Below are 21,097 nucleotides of genomic sequence, written 5' to 3'. Positions count from 1 at the left end.
TTTTTTGCAAATGAATTGAACTTCATGGCTTCAACAGGGAATTATCCGAATGCCTGTCACCGCCTCACGCCTGACCTACCGTAAGCCCGAACCCCGCGACGTGCAGCGATTGTTCGCGATCTTCGCCGACCCGCAGACCAACCTGTTCAATCCTGCGGGCCCGATGGCCAGCCTGGCCGACGCTCAACGCCTGCTCAATCACTGGCGCGAGCAGTGGGCTACCCAAGGCTACGGCTGGTGGGCGATTGCGCGCCGCGAGGCACCGGAGCACATCATTGGCTTTGGCGGCGTGGCACCCCTCAATTACCTGACCGAGCAGCGCATCAACCTGGGTTATCGCTTCGCCGTCGAGGCCTGGGGGCAGGGCTACGCCACTGAGCTGGGGCGTGATGCATTGGCGATGGCGTTCCAAACCCTCGGCTTGCCTGAGGTATTCGGGCTGGTGCGGCCCGATCACGGCGCCTCAATTCGGGTGTTGGAAAAGCTTGGCATGCAGCCCTTTGGCGCGCTCGACGATGTGTCGGGCCAGGCGCCGAGCCTGGTTTTTCGCCTGTGTCATCCTACAACCTCTGCTAGCTGAGTATTTTAGTACCCGCCTGACACCTAGATAAACCGCAATCCTTCAGATTGACAGCGTTCTGGGAGCTCGCTATAAAAGTCACGGTTGTACGACGACATATGACGTTGCGTATGTCCTATCTAACAAAAATAAAAAGTGATGCCATGAATTTGAATGAGCCCCTCAACGCCCATCGCGTCGGCACGGCCGTCGGCAACTATCGCTGGACTATCTGCGCGATGTTGTTCTTCGCCACCACCGTCAATTACCTCGACCGCCAGGTCCTCAGCCTTTTAGCGCCGCAGCTGTCGACACAATTTGGCTGGAGCAATACGGACTACGCCAACATTGCGGCGGTGTTCCAGTTTGTCTATGCGATTTCCATGCTGTTTGCCGGGCGGTTTGTCGACAAGATCGGCACCAAGGCCGCCTATGTGGTGGCGATCTGTATCTGGTCCACCGGCGCGATCATGCATGCGTTCTCGGTGCCGATGGGTGAGGGCATCGCTGCCGTGAGCGGTGCCATCGGCCTGGCGGTGATCCCGGTGTCGATTGCCGGCTTCATGCTGTCACGCGCGGTGCTGGCGATTGGCGAGGCGGGTAACTTTCCCATTGCGATCAAGGCCACCGCCGAATACTTCCCGAAAAAAGAACGCTCATTTGCCACCGGTATCTTTAACTCCGGGGCTAACGTGGGAGCGATCCTGGCGCCGATCTGTGTGCCCTTGATTGCCGGAATGTGGGGTTGGGAAGCGGCCTTTATGGTCATTGGCATGTTGGGCTTTGTGTGGGTCGCGGTGTGGGCAATGGTTTACGAAAAACCGGAACAGCAAAAACGCCTGTCGGCCGCAGAACTGGCCTATATCCGCAGCGACCAGACGGTGCAACCGTTCACGCCTGAACCCGCCGGTACAATCCCGAAAAAAGTCTCGTGGTTCAAGCTACTGACCTATCGCCAGACCTGGGCGTTTGCCTTCGGCAAGTTCATGACCGACGGCGTGTGGTGGTTCTTCCTGTTCTGGCTGCCGACTTACCTGTCGGCGCAATACGGCATGAAAGGCGCCGATATCGTGATGCCGCTGGCGGTGCTGTACAGCATGACCATGGTCGGCAGTATCGGCGGCGGCTGGTTCCCCAGCTACTTCATGGCCCGTGGCGATGCACCCTATGACGGCCGCATGAAAGCCATGCTGGTCATCGCACTGTTCCCGCTGGTGGTGTTGCTGGCGCAGCCGTTCGGCTACCTGAGCTTCTGGGTGCCGGTGCTGCTGATCGGCGTGGGCGCCTCGGCACACCAAGCGTGGTCGTGCAACATCTTCACCACCGTGTCCGACATGTTCCCGCAGAAAACCGTGGCCTCAGTGGTCGGCATCGGCGGCATGGCCGGTGGGCTGGGCGGTGTGGTGATGACCAAGATTGGCGGTTGGGTGTTCGACTACTACAAGTCCATCAACGACATTCATACCGGCTACATGATCATGTTCGCGATCTGTGCGCTGGCGTACCTGGTGGCGTGGAGCGTGATGAAGGCGCTGGTGCCACGCCATAAGGAAATCACTGATTTGTGAGCTGCGCATGCCCGCGCTGGTGGCAGCGTGGGCGTGCACTGTAGCTTCTCGGGTTGTCTTGTTGGGCTGCGTAGCAGTTCCATTTTGGGGTCGCTTCGCAACCCAACGCGGGGCAAGCCCGCTCGCCATGGTGAGCCAGATTGCTACAGTTGCAGTGTTTGCCCTTAACTGACGGGTGTTAGTCAAATAGGGCTGGTTTTTTCAACGATGTTGAAAGGGCTGGCTCTAAAAAATGGACCAGATGAGCTGCGATGGCTTCTGGCGCGTCCTCTTGTACGAGATGCCCCGCTAGCGGGATGCGCAGGTAGGTGACGTCGGTGATCCTGCTGTGGAGCACGTCGCCCTGAGCGGCCGGGATCCAAGCGTCTTCTTCACCCCATAGCAGCAACACCGGGCAGCGGATTTCGCCGAGTCGGTGCTCGATCTCGTCGGTGTAGCGTTGATCCATCTGCGCAATCTGTCGGTAAAAAGCCGCTTGGCCTTGCTCGCCGGTCCACGGCGTGACATAGGCTTGCAGTACCTCGGCAGGCAACGGCGTGTAGGCGGCGCCCTGGAGATAGGCGCGCACAATCGCTTCGTGAATGTAAGGCGGCGCTTCGCTGAATGCGTGTTCGTGACGGCGCACATGCTGGATCAGGTCAGAGCCCCAGGGGGCAATCGCCACGGGATCGATCAGGCTTAGGCTGGCGTACTCGCAGCCATTTAACAGGTGCGCGCGTAACGCGGTGGCGCCGCCAAAGTCATGGGCGAGCACGTGCGGGCGCTCCAGACGCCAATGCTCAAGCAGCGCTGCCAGCACGGTGTTTTGCGCACCCAGGGACACATCCTGGCCCGGTTTTTTTGCCGACAGCCCATAGCCCGGCAGGTCGTAATAGAACACGCGATAACGCTGCGAAAACAACGGCGCAATACGCCGCCATACATGGGACGAGAAGGGCGTGCCATGCACCATTACTAACGCGGGCCCGGCTGTGCCGATTTGCCCCCAGCGGATAGCCTGGCCTTGAAAATCAAAGGTTTCGGGCAGTGCAAGTGAGTCGCGGGTGCAGGTCATCATTGGGTCTCCCATCAGTGTTCAACGTTAAGACGGGCTTTGCGCCTGTCAGGATAATACGCACCGCCAAGACCACGCCGACCAGCACCGCCGCCAGCCCCGTGGCTTCCATGACAGAAGGGCCACGACCGTGGAACCACAGGCCGAGCAGGGTGGCGAACAGTGATTCCAGGGCGATCAATTGGCCGCTGAGCACCATCGGCAGCCGCCGGGTGGCTGCGTTCCAGGCCCAGGCACCGGCCACGGTGGACATCACTGCGATGATCAGGCTCCAGGCATACAGCGCACCTGCCTGAGGGAGGCCAAATCCCAGGGTTGGCAGCTGGAGCAGGTCGAATGCATAGAGCACCGGCAACAGGCAGGCGGCAGTGCCGCCGGCGCCCACCAACATCAACGCGGTCCAGAGGCCGGTGGCTTGGGCAGGAAGGGTTGTCAGGTGTTTTTGGTTAACCACGCTGAACCCCAGCCACAAGGCAACCGCACTCAACGAAAAAAACAGGCCGGCCAGCCACGAAACTGCACTTAACGCCGGTTGGTGCAGGCTGCTGATGTTCGAAAGCAAGAGCCCCACGGTCAGGCACAATAACGGCGCCGCCAGCCGACGCCAGGGCACTGTCTTGTTGCGGGCGTTACCGACCAGGGCCAGTAACACCGGCACCATGCCGACACAGGCAGGCGTCAATACCGGGCCACCAAACATAACGCCTGCGGCGATGCACACGCCGTACGCCAGGCAACCGGATGCGCCAAGCGCTGCGGCGAGCCAGCATTGCCCTGGGCTGAGCAATCGCAGTTGAGCGCGGCACAGGATCATCCCGCAAACGCCCAGCACACCGACCAGCAGAAACCGTACGGTCATCAGGTCATACAGGCTGTAGTCACCGGTGACGTAGGGGGCGATGAAGTTCAGCGCCCAGCCCAGTGTGGCAACACTGGCCAGTAGCACACCGGTGAAAACAGAGGTTCGCGTTGAGGTCATCAGAGGTATCCATGAGGTAATGGATTAATGGTGCACACCCACAGGGCTGTGCTACAAACGAGTTCTCGACCCAGGATGCATAACCTCAGCTTATGAATACGCTTGGCAAAAACTTGCCGCCCCTCGCCAGCTTGCTACCGTTTGAAGCGGCGGCCCGCCTGGAAAGTTTCTCCAAGGCGGCGGATGAGTTGCACATCACCCAGGCCGCTGTCAGCCGGCAAATTCGCGGGCTGGAAGATAATCTGGGGGTGAAGCTGTTTTATAGGCGCAATCGCGCGGTCTTCCTCACCCAGGAAGGGCGTGAACTGGGGCAGGTGGTCAGCCATGCGCTGCACAGCATCAGTGACGGCGCTGCGGGTTTGCGCGCGTCCACTGACCACCGTCGTGTGGTCCTGCTCTGCCAGCTGTGCGAGGCGTTTTATTGGTTGATGCCGCGCCTGTCGACGTTTCACCAGCAATACCCGCACATCGAAATCCAGGTGGTGACCTCCACCCGGCCGCTCACTGAGTTCAATGACCACTTCGACGTTGCCCTGCAAAGTACCCGGCGTGCCAGTGGCGCCCACCCCTTGATGTTCACCGCTTCTGACGAGGTGTTTCCGGTCTGCAGCCCTGCGTATCTCAGCGCCGAACAACCCCTGCCGCTCAGCGTATTGCGCACCCACACGTTTTTGCACCACAGCGCCGCGCCACCGCACTTGATGGAGTGGGGTGAATGGCTGCAAGTGTTTGGTCAGGTATTGGCCGTGGATGCGCGCAGTGCCACTTTCGACAGCTACCCGCTGATGTTGCAAGCCGCTGTGGAGGGGCACGGTGTCGCCATGGGCTGGCGTCGCACCGCCAGCCGCTTGATTGAAAGTGGGGCGTTGGTAAGACCCTGCGCCGAGAGTGTGCATTTGCCCGAGGCGATTTCGGTCTACAGGCAGCAAGGCACAGGCCCGCGCAGCGAGGTTGTGGCGCTGCTGGCCTGGCTTGAAGCGCAATTGCAGGGTGATGGCTGACAGGGGCGCGACCGCCCCTGTGCTGCAAGGGCTATGGGTTACGTGTCACGCGCCAAATGGTATTGGCCAGGTCGTCGGCGATGATCAGCGCACCTTTAGGGTCCACCGTCACACCCACCGGGCGCCCACGGGTCTTGCCGTCATCCCCACGAAAGCCGGTGGCGAAGTCGATCGGCTCACCCGCCGGTTTGCCATTGCTGAAGGGCACGAAGATCACTTTGTAGCCCACCGGGTTGTCGCGGTTCCAACTGCCGTGCTCGCCGACAAACACGCCGTCGGCGAATTTCTCACCCAGGGCAGGGATGGAGAAGTCCACGCCCAACGCTGCAACGTGGGAGCCTAGGCTGTAATCCGGCTTGATCGCACTGGCGACTTTCGCTGGGTTCTGCGGTTGCGCGCGCGGGTCGACGTTCTGGCCCCAGTAGCTGTAGGGCCAGCCATAGAAGGCGCCTTCGCGCACCGACGTCAGGTAGTCCGGCACCAGGTCCGGGCCGAGTTCATCGCGTTCGTTGGCTACCGCCCACACTTGGCCGGTGCCGGGTTGGATGGTCAGCGCGGTGGGGTTGCGAATGCCGGTGGCGTAGGGTTTGTGCGCGCCGGTGGCGGCGTCGATCTGCCAGACCATCGCGCGGTCGATTTCCACTTCCATGCCACGCTCGGTGATGTTGCTGTTGGAGCCTATGCCCACGTAGAGCTGGCGCCCGTCCTCGCTCACCGCCAGGGACTTGGTCCAGTGGTGGTTGATCTGCGCCGGCAGGTCGGTGACTTTGGTTGGCGGGCCGCTGGCTTTGGTCTGGCCATCGGTGTAGTCGAAGCGCACCAGCGCGTCTTGGTTGGCGACGTAGAGTTTGCCGTCAGCGAAGGCCAGGCCGTAGGGCGCGTTGAGGTTGTCGGCGAATACCGTTTTCAGTTCATACGTGCCGTCACCGTCGGCATCGCGCAGCAGTGTCAGGCGGTTGCCACCCTTGACCTTGGTATTGCCCTCGGCCTTGATCAGGCTGGCGATCACGTCCTTGGGCTTGAGCTTGGCCGCGCTGCCGCCACGGCCTTCGGCGACGAGGATGTCGCCGTTGGGCAACACCAGGGTTTGGCGCGGGATGGCCAAGTCAGTGGCAATGGCGGTGACGCTGTAGCCGTCGGGTACCTTGGGTTTCTGCTCGCCCCACGGCGCCGGCTCGGCAATTTTCATGCTCGGCAGCAGGCTGCTTTGTTGCTCGGGTAATTTAGGGTCGGGGCCGCGGGCCTGGGTTTTGTCGCCTTCACCGCCACAAGCCGTGAGTAACAGGGCAGCGCTCAATACGCTTAGGGTATGAAGTGTTTTCACTTGGCAACTCCTGCGCGCAGATTGGTCAGGCCGATCCAGGTGGCGGCGATTGCCAGCACCGTGACGATCACCGACAAGATCAGGCCGCCCGGCATCATGGCGTAAGCGTCCTTGGCATGCTGAAAGGCGTTGACCAGCCCGAGCACCCAAGCGGCCAACAGCAGTAGAAAATAAGCCGTGGGGCGCCCGGCCTTGTGGTCGGCACACAGCAGGTTGACCAGCGCAAACAACAGCGCAAAGCCACTGAATACCAGGGCGCCGGCGATTAGCCAGGACGCAAAGTTGGCCCACTGGATCTGGTAGGTCTGGCCGTAGGCAATGTCACTGAGCAAGGCACCGAGAAACAACGGTACGCTGCCGGCCAGCAGCATTGAATGCAGCGGGCCTGGTCTGACGGTGGGGTAGGCGGGGAGGGTAGTCATGTCGGTGGCGGCTCCTTATCGTTCAGCACCCTGGAATCAGGGCACGATGACTTCGCATAGGAAAGGAGCCTGGTGCTTGTAAGAAAGTTCACTGAGGCTTCGTGTCGTGATGTTTGTTGTGGCGAGCGAGATTCAACTTGATTCGCGCGTTAAGGTGGTTAAGTGAACCCCTGGCAGCGCCGTGCGCCTAACTTCGTATATTCTTAACGATCGCTCATTTCCAGGCCTTTCCATGACCCACCCTCGCATCGGCTTTGCCTGCCAGTACAAACACCCTGAACGCCTGCCATCAGCCAGTGCGCTCAAGATGATCGAAGGCCCTTTCAACCCGCGCACCACGACGTTGCGCTGGATGGACAGCGTTGAACCCCAGGTCGCCCGCAGCAAATTGGTTGAGGTGGTGACACATAATTTGGCAGCGCAATTACGCCTGCTCGCCTATGTCGCCGAGCTGCCGGCGACGCTACGCATGCTGCGCCTGAGCAGTGATTTGTTGCCGTTCTACAGCCACCCGAAAGTGGCGGATGTGTACAAGGACCCGGCCATTCAACGTCAACTGATCGAGGGTTTCGCCGCGATTGGTGACCTGGCGCGCACCGCGGATATCCGGCTGTCATTCCACCCTGGCCAATATTGCGTGCTGGGCTCGGACAACCCCGGCGTGGTGGAAAACAGTGTGGCTGAGTTCGAATACCACGCCGACATGATTCGCATGATGGGCTACGGCCGACGCTTTCAGGACCTCAAGTGCAACCTGCACATCGCCGGCCGTTTGGGCGTTGAAGGCACGCGTGCGGTGTGGGCACGCTTGTCCGAGGTGGCGCGTAACTGCATCACTTTCGAAAACGACGAAAAGACCTACGGCCTGGACCACTGCCTGCAAGTGGCCGACCTGGCGCCAGTGGTGCTGGACATCCACCACTGCTGGATCAACGAAGACGAATACATCGACCCCGATTCGTCACGCGTCGCCCGCGTGATCGACAGCTGGCGCGGCGTGCGCCCCACGATGCATTACTCCCAGCCTCAGGAAAGCCTGCAAACACTGGGTTTTGACGCCGAGCAAAAATTGGAGATGGGCGCGCTGTTGCAGGTGGTTTCCAAGCGCGACTTATACGCCCACAGCGCGCAAATGTGGAACCGCTGGACCAATGATTACGCGCTGCAGTTTCTTGAGCGCTTCGACATCATGCTCGAAGCCAAAGACAAGAACGTCGCGGCCTTGGCATTTTATGAGTATTGGCAACATCGTTCGGCGTGAAAAAATGGCATGCTGGGTGGCTAATACCGGCCCGTTAAGGTTTAGCACTGTCACTGTGGCGAGGGAGCTTGCTCCCGTTGGACTGCGTTTTAGGGTCGCTTCGCGGCCCAACGGGAGCAAGCTCCCTCGCCACAGGTTAACGGCTGCCCACGCTATCGTTTAATTGACGGGCAATAACGCTTGATGGCCCGACATAAGGAACCGCTCCATGCCAACCCTGCATCTGCTGTGCGGCAAGATCGCCTCCGGCAAGTCCACACTGGCTAAAACCCTGGCCGCCGAGCACGCCGCCGTCGTGCTCAGCGAAGATCACTGGCTCGCGCAGCTCTATCCGGGTGAGATCCTGTCGGTTGCCGATTATCTGCGCTGCGCCCAGCGTGTTCGCGGGGTGTTGGGGCCGCTGGTGAGCAACCTGCTGCAATCGGGCGTCAACGTGGTGCTGGATTTTCCCGCTAACACACTGGCCAACCGCGAATGGCTGCTCGGTCTGGCGCAGACCGCTCAGGTGCCGCACCGCCTGCACTACCTCGAGTTGGACGACGCCACGTGCCGCGCGCGCCTGCATGCGCGCAATGCCCTGGGCGAGCATGATTTTGCCGCAACCGATGCCGAGTTTGACCTGATCACCCGGCACTTCTGTGTGCCGAGTGAGGCCGAAGGTTTGGTGATTGAGGTGCATCGCCCATGAGCGCCGTTCAAGGTGTCGATGTGAATGGTTGCGTGCTGACGGTTGCCGATGCGCCCACCCAACCTGAATTCCAATCGTTGCTGGCCGATGTGCGCGCGTCTCTGTCACCCGCAGGGCTGGGGCTGCACAGCGTTTATCTCTACGGCAGTGTCGCCAGGGGCGATGCCAGCCCAGGCGAGTCCGACCTTGATCTCACGCTGGTACTGACTGACCCGCCGGACGCGCAAGTACTCGAGCAGTTGGAACAGCTGCGCCAGGCGCTGGAACAACGGCACGAAGGGGTGACGAAGATCGACTTCGATATCGGCCACCGCGCCGAAGTGCTGGCGCCCGAGAACCGCAATCGCTGGGGCTTCTGGCTCAAGCATCACTGCCGTTGCCTGTGGGGCGATGACCTCTCGCTGCGCTTCGAACCGTTTGCGCCCTCGCGTGACATCGCCCTGGCGCTCAATGGTGATTTTGAGCCGGTGTTGAACGGCTACCTCACGCGCATCGAACATGCCAGCAGCGCGCCCGAGCGGCTTCGCTTGCAGCGCGAAGCGGCACGCAAGTTGATTCGGTCAACGCACACGTTGCGCGCGGCCGATGCCTCAGGTTGGCCTCAAACCCTCGAAGAGCATGTTGCCTTGTTCGTGCAGCATTACCCGACCATGCGCATCCAGATCGCCTACTTCCTGTTTGAGGCGCGCAACCCGAGCGCCGAGCGCGAGGCGTTTTTCGCGCGGCTGCAGGTCTTTGTGAGCTGGATGGTTTCAGTGCAGGTCTAGGTTCGCGGAGCTTCAGCGCCGCACGCTTCAGGACTTGAAGCGCCCCACCAAACCGTTCAGCTCATCCGACAAGTTGGCCAGCCGCCCAGAATCATCTTGCGCGGAGCTGGCCAGGCTTTCCACCAAGCGCGCCTCGTCATAGATCTGCTGGATATGCCGGTTGATCTCTTCGGCCACGCTGTGTTGCTCTTCGGCGGCGGCCGAAATCTGCAGGTTCTGGTCGCGGATTTCATTTACCGACAACTGGATGCCCTCAAAGCTGTCCCGCGCGTTTTCGATGGAGGACACACTGGCGCGCGACAGGTCAAGGCAACTGCTCATCTTCTGCGTGACTTCCTCGGTCTTGCTGCCGAGGGTGCCGAGCAGTTGTTCGATCTCGCTGGTGGAGTCTGAGGTGCGCTTGGCTAACGCGCGCACTTCATCTGCGACCACAGCGAACCCACGGCCCTGATCACCGGCGCGGGCGGCTTCGATGGCAGCGTTCAGCGCGAGCAGGTTGGTCTGTTCGGCAATCGCGCGAATGGTGCCGAGGATTTGGTTGATGCTGCGGCTGCCGGCTTCCAACTCGACCATGGCCTGGGACGACTCGGTCAGGCGGCGGCCCAGTCGGTTGACGTTGTCGGTGGTGACTTCGATCTGCTGCTTGCCCTCGGCGACGCGGCGGTGGCCGTTCTCAGCGGATTCTGCCGCGCCGCTGCACGAGCGCGCGACTTCGTTGGCGGTGGCGACCATTTCATTGAACGCGGTCGACACCAACTCGACCGCCTCACGCTGGCGCCCGGCGGCTTCGTTCATGTTGTGCGCCACTTCACTGTTGACTCGCGACGCGTCCTGCAAGTTGGTCGAGGCTGCGCCGATGTGCTGGATCAACTGGCGGATCGCGGCGAGAAACTTGTTGAACCAGCCGGCCAACTCGGCGGTTTCATCTTTGCCTTGTACGTGCAGTTCATGGCGCAAATCGCCTTCGCCTTGGGCGATGGACTGCAAGCCGGTGCTGACCTGGCCGATAGGCTTGACGATCACCTTGGAAAACGCCGCTGCAATCAGCCCGAAGATCAACACCAGCACTGCCACGATGGCGGTGGTCAGGTAGGTCATACGCGTGGCTGCCGCCATGACCTCGTTGTACTCGATCAGCCCGACGTAGCGCCAGCCGAGGCCGGGTGAGGTCCAGATGTTGGCCATGTAACGCACGCCATCAATCACCACTTCGGTGGAGCCCTGCGGCGTCTGAGCCAGCTGCGCGTAAGGTGCGCCGAGGTCCTTGAGCGGCTTGAAGTTGTGTGCGGCATCGCGTGGGTCAACCAGCACCACGCCGTCTTCGATCAGCATCACGTAGCCGCTTTCACCCAGCTTGATGCTCTTGAGCAACTCGGTGAGGTTCTTCAGCGACACACTGACCACAAACACGCCTTTGGCTTTGCCGGCGTTATCCAGCAACGCGCGTGCGGTGCCCACCAACGCCACTGCATCTTTGTCGTAATAGTAAGCGGGGGTGCGCACGGTCTTGTTCGGGCTGGCCATGGCGGCCTTGTACCACGGACGTGTGCGCGGGTCGTACTTGGCCAGTTGTGGGTCGTCGGGCCATTTGGCGTAGGTGCCGTCTTCCAGGCCGATGGACAGGATCGCCGCTGAAGGATGGGTGGCGCCGAAGCGCGCGAATTGGTCGATCACCTGCTGAGCCTGCGCCGGCATCGGTTGGCTGGCGGCATTGGCGGGTTGGTAATCCTTGAGCGTGTTAACGGAAGTGTATACAGGATCTGCGGACATTAGATCGACGTTCTGCAGCGTGCCATCGAAAAACTGCCGGATGTTGCCATCGATCTGGCGTATTTCGCGGGTGCTGCCATCAATGAACTGCTCGACCGCCTGGCTTCGCGTGTTCATTACGCAGATCACCGCGACCAGGCTAACCGGGATAAAGGCGACGGATACGAAAGCAAGCACCAGCCTATTTTTTATTTTCATCGGGACGACCATCAGCGGGAAGGGCGGCCAAATCGTCGACTCGGGAGGCGAGGCGAGGATTTGCTATCACTCGCTGTTTCGGCAAGTGAGCTGCAAATCTTTAGCGATATTTTGTGTACAACAAGAAGCACGATTGTCCTGAAAATATTCTCAGCTGATGTCTTGGGTGGCCTGTATCGAGTCTGCCTTGATCTCTTCGGCGAACTTGCGCATCAGCCGCACCAAGTTGTCGAAATCGCCTTCGTCCCAGGTCGAGAAGATCGACACGCCAATGCGCTCGCGGGCGTCATCCACGCGGTCGGTCATGGCCTTGCGCACCATGGCTTCGTCGCGCTGTGGCCGGTTCATCTTCATCCGCCCACCGGTGGTCAGGGCCTCAATACCGGCGTGCAGGATGCCTATAACCTGGGTTTGAAACTGGCGGCGGTGGCCAACGTTGCACCCGAGCCGCTGCTCGACAACCGCAACGTGGCGACATTCGCCGGGGCAGGGAAGTGCATCAGTTGGATATCGGCTACGCGCACTCGTCACTTGCGCCGGCGCACGCCGGTCATCGCGCGCCGGATGCACAGCTGCGCGGCGCTGCCGGGCAATCGTAGCGGTTGTTTGATGTGTCCAAGCGATGTTGCTGGCTGCGGTGTGAAGGCAGGTGATTCGCATGGGGCGTGTGCTCATTCAGGTAACGCGGGCAAGTTGGCCGGCAGTGATAAGACCGCTTGCGGCCAAGGTATGAAGCGTATTCACCAATGCGCTGCGGTCGGTCCTGGACGTGACCGGGTCGACTATCAGGTATTGGCGGTCAATCCACTCATGCACGTGGCGTAGCCAATACGCCTGCACCACGGGTTCGCCGTCCAGCCGCTTCAATAGGTAGGCTAGTTGTTGCCAACTGGGGAACAGCGCAAAGATGGCGTTGCGCCGTGGCGCCGGCAGTGGGTGCCAATCGCTGTCCAGTTTTGCGCTCAATGCGCCGCTCACACGGGCCCAAGGCTGCCTGTTCAGTTTAGCGATGGCCGCTCTGAAGACCCTGTCCGATGTGTCCTCAAGCGCGGCAAGAAAGATACCCCGTGAGTCGTCTTGCAACATGTGAATGGCGGCTTGCCGGACCGTAGCGTAGTCAGACTCCAGCGCCTGAGTGCTCCAGGGCGTGGTAAGCACTGTGCCCAGTTCTGCCGCCAGGCCAAGGACGCCGAGCCAATCGCGCTTTGCGTTGGGCAGCGCCTGCGTTAATCGTTGGTTTAGGACCGCGTTGGGATCGATACCGTAGCGGGTAGCCGCCCAACGCGCGAGGTTGCGTATCGCTGCAGATGCATCGAGCAAGGCGTCACGCAGTAGCGGTTTCGGGTCGGCGAGCATAGGCAGTAACGCGTGCAGCACGCAAACGCGTACTTTGGCACCCGGTCGTGACAACGCTTCAAGTAGCAGTGGCAGGGCGATTTCAGCGGGGAGCGACTTGCAGGCTGATACGGCTTGCAGCCGGGTCGTCAGCTCCCGGTGGGCGAGGGCCGCGCGCAGGAGTACGGTTGGGTCGGATGCTGTTTCGAGTAACAGCGTAAACAGATAACGCGCCGCTTTACCTTGCTGCGCAAGGAAGTGCGCGTAGACCTGATCATGGGCGTCAGGCGCTTGTAGTACCGCACGGATAGCGGCAAGTGTTGGCGCATGATCCACCCGCTGGCACGCAGCTAAGGCCATCACGGGCTCCAGAACATATAGCAACGCTGTAGCCTGGGGCGAGCACAGGTAAGGGGCCAACCCAGCTCTGGCCATATCCCTGACCTGCGGCACCCAATCGTTCAGGCGCTCAGTCAACGCTGCCAAGGCTTCGGGGGATGACTGGCGGCACAGCTCACGAACAGCGACTTCGCGGATAAAACCGTTGTAATGGCGACTGAGTTCTACCCAGTTGCCGGTGCTCTCAGCGTGCGCGAGCAACGCTAAAGCTTCATTACGGCGATGATCCGACCAAGAGAGTACAGGCACTTGCCGGTTCTTAAGCCTCGTCAGCCAGTCCTGTGGAGTACTCACGCAAAATCCCTTCTGTGCATTGATACCGTGTAGGTGTTTGACACTGTACCTGATGATCGAACCTGCTTCACGCGACGACTTGCGCCGCCAACCGGTCTGAAGCGTGGCTAATATGTGGTCGGCACTTTCATTGCCTCTAAGGATAACCATGCCCCTGATTACGCAACGCGTCGCGTTGGCCCGTAACGGCGCCAACGATAAAGTCATTTGCCGTATGGCGTCCGGCTGGGCAGTGATGGGCGATGTGCAGTTTCTGCCGGGTTACTGCCTGTTGCTGCCCGACCCGGTGGTTGCCAGCCTGAACGACCTGGACGCCGAAGCCCGCACGATCTACCTGCTCGACATGGCCCGCCTGGGCGACGCCGTGCTAGAGGCGACCGGCGCGCTGCGCATGAACTATGAGATTCTGGGCAACTCCGAGCCGGAACTGCACTGCCACATTTTCCCTCGCTACGCCTCGGAACCGGCCGACAAACGTAAGATGCCCGTCTGGTTCTACGACTGGAAAACCGCTACACCTTACGCTGAAGAACAGCACGGCGACCTGCGTAAGAAAATCGCACAGTTGATCAGCCGTTAACCCGCAATGGAAGCAAGCGCATGATGCAACGAAATAAACTCGTCCCAGAACTGATGGTTACGGATCTGAATAAGAGCCTGGAATTCTGGGTGGCGCTCCTGGGTTTCAAGGTTGCCTATCAACGCCTGGAGGACGGGTTCGCCTACCTCGATCTGGAGGGCGCGCAGGTGATGCTTGAGCAAGTCGACCCGCTCGCCAATCAATGGCAAACCGGCGCGCTGGAGCCGCCGTTTGGGCGCGGTATGAACCTGCAAATCGACGTTGCGGCCGTACTCGCGGTTATTCAGCGGCTTGGCGCTGCGGCGTATCCCTTGTTCACGGCAAGCAAAGACGTGTGGTACAGGGCGGGCGAAATCGAGGTCGGCCAGCGCGAGTTCCTGGTGCAGGACCCGGATGGTTATCTGGTGCGGCTGGTTGAGCGGCTGGGTGAACGCGAGAGTAACGCTTTTCAAAAAGGAACAACGTCAAATGCGTGAACGAAAGGCTTCCCGATTACTGGTGATCAACCCCGCTGGCGACGTCCTGCTTTTCAGGTTCGTGCATAAGGACGGTGCATTGGCCGGCAAAAATTACTGGGCCACGCCGGGTGGCGGCGTCGAGGAGGGCGAAAGCTTTCACGCGGCGGCCCTACGTGAATTGCGCGAGGAGACCGGCATTGTGCTCAGCGCTGTTCAAGCATCTGTGGCAGAGCGCAGTTTTCCGCTGATGCTGCCCAGTGGCGAAACCGTGTTGGCGATTGAGCAGTTCTTTGTCGTGCAGGCGCCCAATACCGTGCTTTTAAGAGACGAATGGACGCAGGAAGAGGCCTTGGTCATGGCCGATCACCATTGGTGGACCGCAGACCAATTGCGCTCAACCACCGATACGGTATGGCCGCAGGACCTGTCTCAAATACTGGTGGACGCGGGTGTGTTTGACGCTGCGGCGTCTTGAAAAAAGCGCGCTGGCCGGCAGGGCAGCAGTGAGGCATGTGCCTGGCTGTCGAGAATTTCTTCACTGGCCAGGCGCCCGACGATTGCCGCCAGCGCCACGCCGGGGTGCATCGAGCACACGTACACACCGCCGGCCGTGGGTAAGTAGCCGATCACAGGCAGCCCATCCACCGCGATGGGCCTGAGCCCGACACAGGCCATTTGCGGTTCAAGTGAACGCACGCCCCTGAGTTCGTTGCAGATCGCTTTGCCGGTGTGCAGTGCAATTGCTGACGGATGATCCTCCACGGCGTCGCCCCGGTAGTCTTCTGCCACCAGCAACGTGCCATCCGCCGTTTGGCGCACCTCCATTTCCGTGTTGGAGATAAGCGTATTCACGAGGCCAGGCTGTGCTGCGTAGCGGATGAACACCGACGGCGAGGCCTCAACTGCAAGCGGTGCGCCGAGCATGCCCGTCAGCGCCTTGATGCCGGTGCCGGCGGCGAGCACGATCACATCGGCCTCCAGTGTGCCCGTCGCGGTTTCGACGCCGGTTACCTGGCCATTCACCGTTCTGAAACCCAATACGCGCGTGTGCGTGAGCACTTTCGCCCCCAGCGCCTGGGCACCTGAGATCAACGCCTGCGTGGCTTGCACCGCGTCCAACGCACCCTCTTCGGCTTTGAACAAGGCATGTTCAGGCGGGTTCTTCAAGGTCGGCTCAAGCTCAAGAATCTGTGAGCGCGGCACCGGAGTGGCCGAAGAGGCGTGATCCGTGGCCTGCAAGGCTGCATCGGTGCCTGCGCCGTAACACAAGGCCCCGGTCCAGCGTATCTGCAGGTCAGGCAGTTCGCGTTGCAGGCGGCGAAACTCGCCGATGGCTGCACCGCGCAAGGCGGCGATCGGGTCGGGCGCACTGTGCGAGGTGTTGATCCAGGCGAACGAAGTGGCGGTGACGCCCGAGGCGATTTCACCGGCTTCCACCACGGTGACCTGCGCGACTTTGCCTGCCAGGTGATAGGCCAGTGACGCACCCACTATGCCGGCGCCGATGACCACGATGTGTTGGCCCATCTCAATCTCCAACCGCCAACAGTTGCGCCGTGTCGACGACCCTGGCGTAGTCCATCGCCAAGTTACTCAGGGACAGCGCATGCACATCCTCGGCAGGCCAGAGCCGCCCCGACAAATCGGTTTGATCAAAGGTGTAGCAGGCGTCCCCGGCCACGATCACGTCAAAGCCCAAGTTGCCGCCGGAACGCGCCGTAGATTCCACGGAGTTGTTGGTGATCACCCCAACGATCACCAGTTGCTTGATCGAACGCATGTGCAGCCAGCGTTCCAGGCCGGTGGCGGTGAATGCATCCGGAACGTTTTTTTCCACCACGTGTTCATGCTTGAGCGGCGCCAGCGCTTGCTGGAATTCGCAGCCTGGCTGGCCCGGCCAAAATACCGAGCCGGGAGTGCGCGATATGTGCCGCACATGGATGACCGGGCGTTGAGCCTGCCGCCAGGCGTTCAGAAGCTGCTGGATGTGCTGTTCGGCATCCGGGTTGTTGCGACGCCCAAGCTTCGGGTCGTTCATGCCTTGCTGCATGTCGATGATCACCAGCGCTGCATTTGTCGCTAACGGTTCCATGGCATGTCCTTTTGCTGATCAGAGGCGAAACATATCAGCCCTCGCGTACACCCAAACAGGGATTTGTTCGAAAGCCGCTGCGGTTTGCCTTTAAACTGCTGCGCCGAATCTTAGTAAGCGCGCTTTTGCAGTGCTCTCCAGGGAGAGTCGTACGTTGATGAACATCGATCTATTGAGCGAATCCATGCTTGGCCACTGGTGCGTACGACCCGGTGTCGCACAGTGCGAATTTCAGTTTGGTACGCGACTGATCTACGTCGAGCACCGTGAGAGTGAGCCGCTGCGCGTGCGGCTCGCGGCTGTGCAGGGCTTGGTTCAGGCGGCTTGGGATGATTTGCCTGCGGTATTGCGGTTCGCCGAGGCGCATTGTGAAACCTACATGGCCGAGTGGATGCAGGTGTGCCGGGTCCTGGCGTCGTCTGAGTCTGCGTTGTTCGTATTCTCGATTCATATTGACCTCGATAACCCTCATCCCAGCTACACCATCGGCAAGAATCCGGGCTTCGATTGGCACCTCATCCGCGGCGACGAAGGCGAGGATTTCTGGTTGCCTTTCAGTCGTTTGGGGTTTGAGCAATTTGAATGTGATCATTAAACTTTCTGCGCCAACCCGAGTTCATGCCTCATGCCTGCCCGCATTCGAATTGCTCTACCCGATGACGCGCCTCTATTGCCTCGTATCGAACTGAGCGCAGCTCAAGTATTCCGCGCGCTCGATGGCTTGAGCTGGCTGGCGGACACCGTCACGATGAGTGTCGAGCGTCACCGGCAGTTGATCGCGCTGTTAACCTGTTGGGTGGTCGTCGACGCTGACGCTCAGCCTCAAGGCTTCCTCAGCGCAGAGCGCCAGGGCGACGCACTGCATATTCATGAAGTATCGGTCGCGCAAGCAATGCAGAGCCAAGGCTGGGGACGCAAGCTGGTCGAAACCGCGATGGAGTCTGCGCGCTCAACCCCGTTGCGTTCGGTGACCTTGACGACGTTCAAGCACGTGCCGTGGAATGCGCCGTTCTACAGTCGCTTAGGTTTTAAACCTGAAGTGGATCAGCGCCTGGCAGACATTCTGGCAGACGAATATGCCCACGGCTTTGAACCGGATAGCCGGTGCGCCATGGCGTGGCGCACCGTTTGACTGCCCGTCAACGCAGCTTCTCGAGCATCTGGTAGTACCACATCCCCACGGCCAGCATCGGGTTGCCGAACACATCGCCCAGCGGCACCTTGATGTGTTTGCACCCGGCAAAAGTGTCGAACTTTTCCAGGGTGCCGGTCAGCGCCTGAGCCATGATTTCGCCCATGATGTGACTGGTGGCGATGCCGTGCCCGGAGTAACCCTGGCAGTACCAGACGTTGTCCGACAGCTTGCCCAGCTGCGGGATGCGATTCATTACAATGCCCATCGCGCAGCTCCATTGGAACTCGATGTCCACGCCCTTCAGCGCCGGGAATGTGCGTTCGATGCACGGGCGCAACTCCGCTGCGATGTCGCGTGAATCGCGCCCGGAATAGTTGGCGCCGCCACCAAACAGCAAGCGTGCGTCGCCCGTCAGGCGGTAGTAATCGAGCACAAACCGGCAGTCGTACACCGCCAGGTCGTGCGGGTTGATCTGGCGTGCCAGTTCGCCCAGCGGCGCGGTGGTGACGATGCCGCCCATGGCCGGGAAAATCTTGCCCTTGAGCTGTTTGGCTTCGAGCTTGTGGTACACGTCGCCGGCCAGCAGCACTTGGCGCGCATCGATGCGGCCCTGGGCGGTGATCACGGCGGGTCGCTCGCCATGCACGATGTCCAGCACTTCGCAGTTCTCGAAAATCAGCGCACCCAGGCTCTGCGCCGCGCGTGCTTCACCCAGGCACAGGTTGAGTGGGTGCAGGTGCAGGTTGCGCGTATTTTTCAGCGCGCCTAGGTACAGCGGGCTGTCCAGATGTTGGCGCATAGCGGCCTCATCGAGCAGGCTGACTTGATCGCCCATGCCACGCCGTTGCGCTTCATCGTGAAAGGCGCGCAGCTCGGTCATGTGCGAGGGTTTCATCGCGGTATGCAAGTGGCCGTGCTTGAGGTCGCAGTCAATCGCGTACTTGCTGACGCGTTGCTCGATGATGTCGTGGCCGCGCCAGCGCAGGTGCCAGATAAAATCGTCCACGTCATCGCCTAGGCGGCTGCGCATTTGCGCGCGCATGGCCTCGTCGCCCGACAGGCTGCCGGTGACTTGCCCGCCATTGCGCCCGCTGGCGCCCCAGCCGATACGGTTAGTCTCGACAATCGCGACCTTGAGCCCGCGTTCAGCCAACTCGACGGCGCTGGCAACGCCGGTAAAACCGCCACCGATAATCACCACGTCAACGCTGACCTGGCCTTGCAACGCTGGGTACTGGGTGGCGTCGTTGAGGCTGGCGGTGTAATACGAAGCGCTGCGCTGGGCAGCACCGATGACAGGGCGCATAGCGGCGGTCATGGGATGATCCTTCTGATAAATGAATGCCGGGCAGGCAATTTCGACTTAATCAGAAGCACGCATCGGGCGGGCGCGCATGACGGCAATGCCACAGCGCCCAGAAGGCCAGGATGATATTGAACAGAGGATTTTCGCAGGAACGCGCCTGCACCTTCGCGAAGGAGGGAAGCAGGTGACGACGGATCAAGCATGGGCGCGAAATCATGGTCGCCGATGCTCCCATCGTGCGCAGGTGCGTTCAATCGTCGTTTGTGAACCTTCAGTTATGGCTTTGTTAAACAATCAACGCGTCGACACAACGACCGTTCACACCACGCTTGCGCGATACAGGCTGCTGGTATGGCCCACACCTGCGGCCTTCAACCGCTCGACCAGATCTTCCCGCGCCGCACGCCCACCGGAACGCACGTACTCGAGCTCCGACGCGGTGATCAACACCACCGGTACCAGGCGCACGGGCGACAGCGGCATGTCTTCCAGGCGGGTCGGGAAGTCGGGTTCCGGCCCGCCGAGCAGCACGCCGGCGGCATCGTCGTCGGTGACGAACAACTTAGGCACTTGCTCGCTCATCTGGTGCGACAGGCTGAACCCCGGCAGTTCCAGGGACAGTACGCCATGGTTGTCCAACTGATGCGTGATGCCGCCTGCATTAGCCACGGTTTTGGCCACGTGTTCGATCAGTTCGAACGCCCAGCTACGGCGTAAAGGGTCGACATCACCCAGCTCGCCACGCGCGTCGTTGGGGATGTCTGCGGTTTCCAGGAACAGTTCCATTTCGAACCCATTGCCCAGCCCTTCGGCATCGTCGAAGGGGTCGGACAGGCCCTCGGTGGCGAGAATGATGGCGCCGTCACGGCGCACCACGCGGTAGGCCTGGCGGGTGGACGGCCAGTGAGGACCGCCGGTGAAGCTTGGGCTGATCATGTACGTCAGCACGTCGCGCTCCACAGTGCCCACGGCCTGCCAATGCCGGTCCAGGCATGCTTCGCTGGCAATTCGGGCGGCCGTATTGGCGGCATCCGCTGGGGTTTCAACCGGGTCAACCGGCGTCGGCAGGGCCGCTTCGGTTTCGGGCTTTTTGGCTGCGCCGAACAGCTTTTTGAAGAAGTTCATGTGCATTCCTTTGCTGGAGATGAGTGCTTTACAGGTGATTGAGCGCGTTCACGTAGGCGCGAAACATATCAGCCATTCCGTCGGCGTAAATAGCTATTTCTGCGGCGGTACGCGGGCTGCCGGAAAAATCCTTACCCACCGAACTGAGCGTGGTCAGGATCAAGTCACAGGCCAGCGCGCGGGTTGGCTCAGGCACTTGCGGCAGCAATTCCAGCATGAAGGTCTCAAAGGCCTGCTGGCCCGCCGCGCGGACTTCCACGGCTTCGGGCGCATCCCGATACAACGGCGCGGCGTCGTTCAGCGCCACACGCATCTGCGCTTCCTCGCATTCGGAATGGATAAACGCATGCACCAGGGTGCGCAGGCGCTGCAGCGGCGGTACGTCGGTTTTATCCAGAATGTTACGCAGCATCTGCGTGGTCTGCTGCCACTCATCGCTCTGCAAACGAAACAGGATCGCGGCCTTGTTGGGGAAGTATTGATACACCGAACCCACACTCACGCCGGCCTTTTCCGCCACCCGCGCGGTGGTGAAACGGGTGGCGCCTTCCTTGGCCAAAACCTGAATAGCCGCTTGCAGGATCGCGGCCACCAGCTCAGTGGAACGCGCCTGCTGTGGTTGCTTGCGTGAGGAAATACGGACGGTCTGCCGGGTTGTCATCAGGAGCTCCAGCGGCGGGGCTAACGCGAATAGCGAATGCGAGGAATCACTCGCATACTTTTAATGCGACGAATTAGTCGCATCCTAGCCCCAGCCAGCTTAGCCTCAACCTGACGGAAAT

At 60.7% G+C, this 21,097-nt stretch carries 23 protein-coding genes and 2 pseudogenes; 12 read left to right on the top strand and 13 right to left on the bottom strand.

Annotated elements, in window-relative coordinates; all coding sequences use genetic code 11:
- The first annotated feature begins 49 nt into the window (after positions 1–49).
- Positions 50–580, top strand: coding sequence for a GNAT family N-acetyltransferase (locus KZH41_RS16890; RefSeq protein WP_263273167.1), 531 nt, complete (start codon positions 50–52; stop codon positions 578–580).
- 143 nt (positions 581–723) lie between these two features.
- Positions 724–2,127, top strand: coding sequence for an MFS transporter (locus KZH41_RS16885; RefSeq protein ID WP_263273165.1), 1,404 nt, complete (start codon positions 724–726; stop codon positions 2,125–2,127).
- Positions 2,128–2,305: 178 nt separating this feature from the next.
- On the opposite strand, the gene KZH41_RS16880 is transcribed toward KZH41_RS16885, so the two are convergent.
- Complete coding sequence (locus KZH41_RS16880; protein ID WP_094950147.1) at positions 2,306–3,181, bottom strand: alpha/beta fold hydrolase; 876 nt, start codon at positions 3,179–3,181, stop codon at positions 2,306–2,308.
- The gene (locus KZH41_RS16875) at positions 3,138–4,160 is read right to left on the bottom strand and encodes an EamA family transporter (RefSeq protein ID WP_263273164.1); all 1,023 of its coding nucleotides are present in this window, start codon (positions 4,158–4,160) and stop codon (positions 3,138–3,140) included. The genes KZH41_RS16880 and KZH41_RS16875 overlap by 44 nt, the downstream gene beginning before the upstream one ends.
- 92 nt (positions 4,161–4,252) lie before the next feature.
- Here KZH41_RS16875 and KZH41_RS16870 point away from each other — a divergent pair, with 92 nt between their 5' ends.
- Entirely contained in the window at positions 4,253–5,161 is a 909-nt protein-coding gene (locus tag KZH41_RS16870) for a LysR substrate-binding domain-containing protein (protein ID WP_242150111.1), read from the top strand.
- A gap of 31 nt (positions 5,162–5,192) precedes the next feature.
- On the opposite strand, the gene KZH41_RS16865 is transcribed toward KZH41_RS16870, so the two are convergent.
- Both KZH41_RS16865 and KZH41_RS16860 read right to left on the bottom strand, forming a co-directional pair.
- Positions 5,193–6,485 (bottom strand): PQQ-dependent sugar dehydrogenase, encoded by a 1,293-nt coding sequence (locus KZH41_RS16865; protein ID WP_263273161.1) that lies wholly within the window; start codon positions 6,483–6,485, stop codon positions 5,193–5,195.
- Complete coding sequence (locus KZH41_RS16860; RefSeq protein WP_263273159.1) at positions 6,482–6,907, bottom strand: DUF2231 domain-containing protein; 426 nt, start codon at positions 6,905–6,907, stop codon at positions 6,482–6,484. Before KZH41_RS16860 ends, KZH41_RS16865 begins: the two co-directional genes overlap by 4 nt.
- A 232-nt stretch (positions 6,908–7,139) precedes the next feature.
- Here KZH41_RS16860 and KZH41_RS16855 point away from each other — a divergent pair, with 232 nt between their 5' ends.
- From KZH41_RS16855 to KZH41_RS16845, 3 genes are all read left to right on the top strand, one after another.
- On the top strand, positions 7,140–8,168 hold the full coding sequence (locus KZH41_RS16855) for a UV damage endonuclease UvsE (RefSeq protein ID WP_263273157.1): 1,029 nt from the start codon (positions 7,140–7,142) through the stop codon (positions 8,166–8,168).
- Positions 8,169–8,376: 208 nt separating this feature from the next.
- The gene (locus KZH41_RS16850) at positions 8,377–8,856 is read left to right on the top strand and encodes an AAA family ATPase (protein WP_083358595.1); all 480 of its coding nucleotides are present in this window, start codon (positions 8,377–8,379) and stop codon (positions 8,854–8,856) included.
- Positions 8,853–9,623, top strand: coding sequence for a nucleotidyltransferase domain-containing protein (locus KZH41_RS16845; RefSeq protein WP_263273156.1), 771 nt, complete (start codon positions 8,853–8,855; stop codon positions 9,621–9,623). Before KZH41_RS16850 ends, KZH41_RS16845 begins: the two co-directional genes overlap by 4 nt.
- A gap of 27 nt (positions 9,624–9,650) precedes the next feature.
- Here the strand turns inward: KZH41_RS16845 and KZH41_RS30500 are convergent, their stop codons facing one another.
- The 3 genes and pseudogenes from KZH41_RS30500 to KZH41_RS16835 form a co-directional block, all read right to left on the bottom strand.
- Positions 9,651–10,418, bottom strand: a complete 768-nt coding sequence (locus KZH41_RS30500; protein WP_406979655.1) for a methyl-accepting chemotaxis protein — start codon at positions 10,416–10,418, stop codon at positions 9,651–9,653.
- Between the two features lie 87 nt (positions 10,419–10,505).
- Positions 10,506–11,510 (bottom strand): annotated as a pseudogene (locus tag KZH41_RS30495) (cache domain-containing protein); the annotation flags it as partial.
- A gap of 231 nt (positions 11,511–11,741) precedes the next feature.
- Positions 11,742–11,939 (bottom strand): hypothetical protein, encoded by a 198-nt coding sequence (locus KZH41_RS16835; RefSeq protein ID WP_263275146.1) that lies wholly within the window; start codon positions 11,937–11,939, stop codon positions 11,742–11,744.
- Between KZH41_RS16835 and KZH41_RS16830 the strand changes: the two are divergent.
- Positions 11,937–12,050, top strand: a pseudogene (locus KZH41_RS16830) (FAD-dependent monooxygenase); the annotation flags it as partial. The gene KZH41_RS16835 and the pseudogene KZH41_RS16830 overlap by 3 nt on opposite strands.
- 216 nt (positions 12,051–12,266) lie before the next feature.
- Here the strand turns inward: KZH41_RS16830 and KZH41_RS16825 are convergent.
- Complete coding sequence (locus KZH41_RS16825) at positions 12,267–13,619, bottom strand: PBS lyase (protein WP_263273152.1); 1,353 nt, start codon at positions 13,617–13,619, stop codon at positions 12,267–12,269.
- Positions 13,620–13,767: 148 nt separating this feature from the next.
- Here KZH41_RS16825 and KZH41_RS16820 point away from each other — a divergent pair, with 148 nt between their 5' ends.
- Genes KZH41_RS16820 through KZH41_RS16810 form a run of 3 tightly spaced genes read left to right on the top strand, consistent with a single transcriptional unit; the run spans position 13,768 to position 15,132 of the window.
- Positions 13,768–14,199 carry an HIT family protein gene (locus KZH41_RS16820; protein WP_263273150.1) on the top strand — a complete coding sequence of 144 codons (432 nt, stop codon included), beginning with the start codon at positions 13,768–13,770 and terminating at the stop codon, positions 14,197–14,199.
- Positions 14,200–14,219: 20 nt separating this feature from the next.
- Complete coding sequence (locus KZH41_RS16815) at positions 14,220–14,675, top strand: bleomycin resistance protein (protein WP_263273149.1); 456 nt, start codon at positions 14,220–14,222, stop codon at positions 14,673–14,675.
- Entirely contained in the window at positions 14,668–15,132 is a 465-nt protein-coding gene (locus KZH41_RS16810; protein WP_263273148.1) for an NUDIX hydrolase, read from the top strand. The genes KZH41_RS16815 and KZH41_RS16810 overlap by 8 nt, the downstream gene beginning before the upstream one ends.
- On the opposite strand, the gene KZH41_RS16805 is transcribed toward KZH41_RS16810, so the two are convergent.
- Both KZH41_RS16805 and KZH41_RS16800 read right to left on the bottom strand, forming a co-directional pair.
- Entirely contained in the window at positions 15,087–16,184 is a 1,098-nt protein-coding gene (locus KZH41_RS16805; protein ID WP_263273146.1) for an NAD(P)/FAD-dependent oxidoreductase, read from the bottom strand. The genes KZH41_RS16810 and KZH41_RS16805 overlap by 46 nt on opposite strands.
- A 1-nt stretch (position 16,185) precedes the next feature.
- Entirely contained in the window at positions 16,186–16,749 is a 564-nt protein-coding gene (locus tag KZH41_RS16800; RefSeq protein WP_094950136.1) for a cysteine hydrolase family protein, read from the bottom strand.
- Between the two features lie 157 nt (positions 16,750–16,906).
- On the opposite strand from KZH41_RS16800, the gene KZH41_RS16795 reads away from it, so the two are divergent.
- Both KZH41_RS16795 and KZH41_RS16790 read left to right on the top strand, forming a co-directional pair.
- On the top strand, positions 16,907–17,344 hold the full coding sequence (locus KZH41_RS16795; protein WP_263273145.1) for a hypothetical protein: 438 nt from the start codon (positions 16,907–16,909) through the stop codon (positions 17,342–17,344).
- 30 nt (positions 17,345–17,374) lie between these two features.
- Complete coding sequence (locus KZH41_RS16790) at positions 17,375–17,881, top strand: GNAT family N-acetyltransferase (RefSeq protein ID WP_263273143.1); 507 nt, start codon at positions 17,375–17,377, stop codon at positions 17,879–17,881.
- Between the two features lie 7 nt (positions 17,882–17,888).
- On the opposite strand, the gene KZH41_RS16785 is transcribed toward KZH41_RS16790, so the two are convergent.
- The 3 genes from KZH41_RS16785 to KZH41_RS16775 all read right to left on the bottom strand — a co-directional run bounded on the left by KZH41_RS16785 (position 17,889) and on the right by KZH41_RS16775 (position 20,976).
- Entirely contained in the window at positions 17,889–19,202 is a 1,314-nt protein-coding gene (locus KZH41_RS16785; RefSeq protein WP_263273141.1) for an NAD(P)/FAD-dependent oxidoreductase, read from the bottom strand.
- A 306-nt stretch (positions 19,203–19,508) separates the two neighbouring features.
- On the bottom strand, positions 19,509–20,315 hold the full coding sequence (locus tag KZH41_RS16780; protein WP_242150076.1) for a suppressor of fused domain protein: 807 nt from the start codon (positions 20,313–20,315) through the stop codon (positions 19,509–19,511).
- 28 nt (positions 20,316–20,343) lie between these two features.
- Entirely contained in the window at positions 20,344–20,976 is a 633-nt protein-coding gene (locus KZH41_RS16775; RefSeq protein ID WP_094950131.1) for a TetR family transcriptional regulator, read from the bottom strand.
- Between the last annotated feature and the right edge of the window lie 121 nt (positions 20,977–21,097).

The organism is Pseudomonas sp. YeP6b, from assembly GCF_025642995.1.
Lineage (GTDB): Bacteria > Pseudomonadota > Gammaproteobacteria > Pseudomonadales > Pseudomonadaceae > Aquipseudomonas.
The sequence above is the reverse complement of the archived record's forward strand: the minus strand, read 5'-3'. Positions and strand labels throughout refer to the sequence as shown.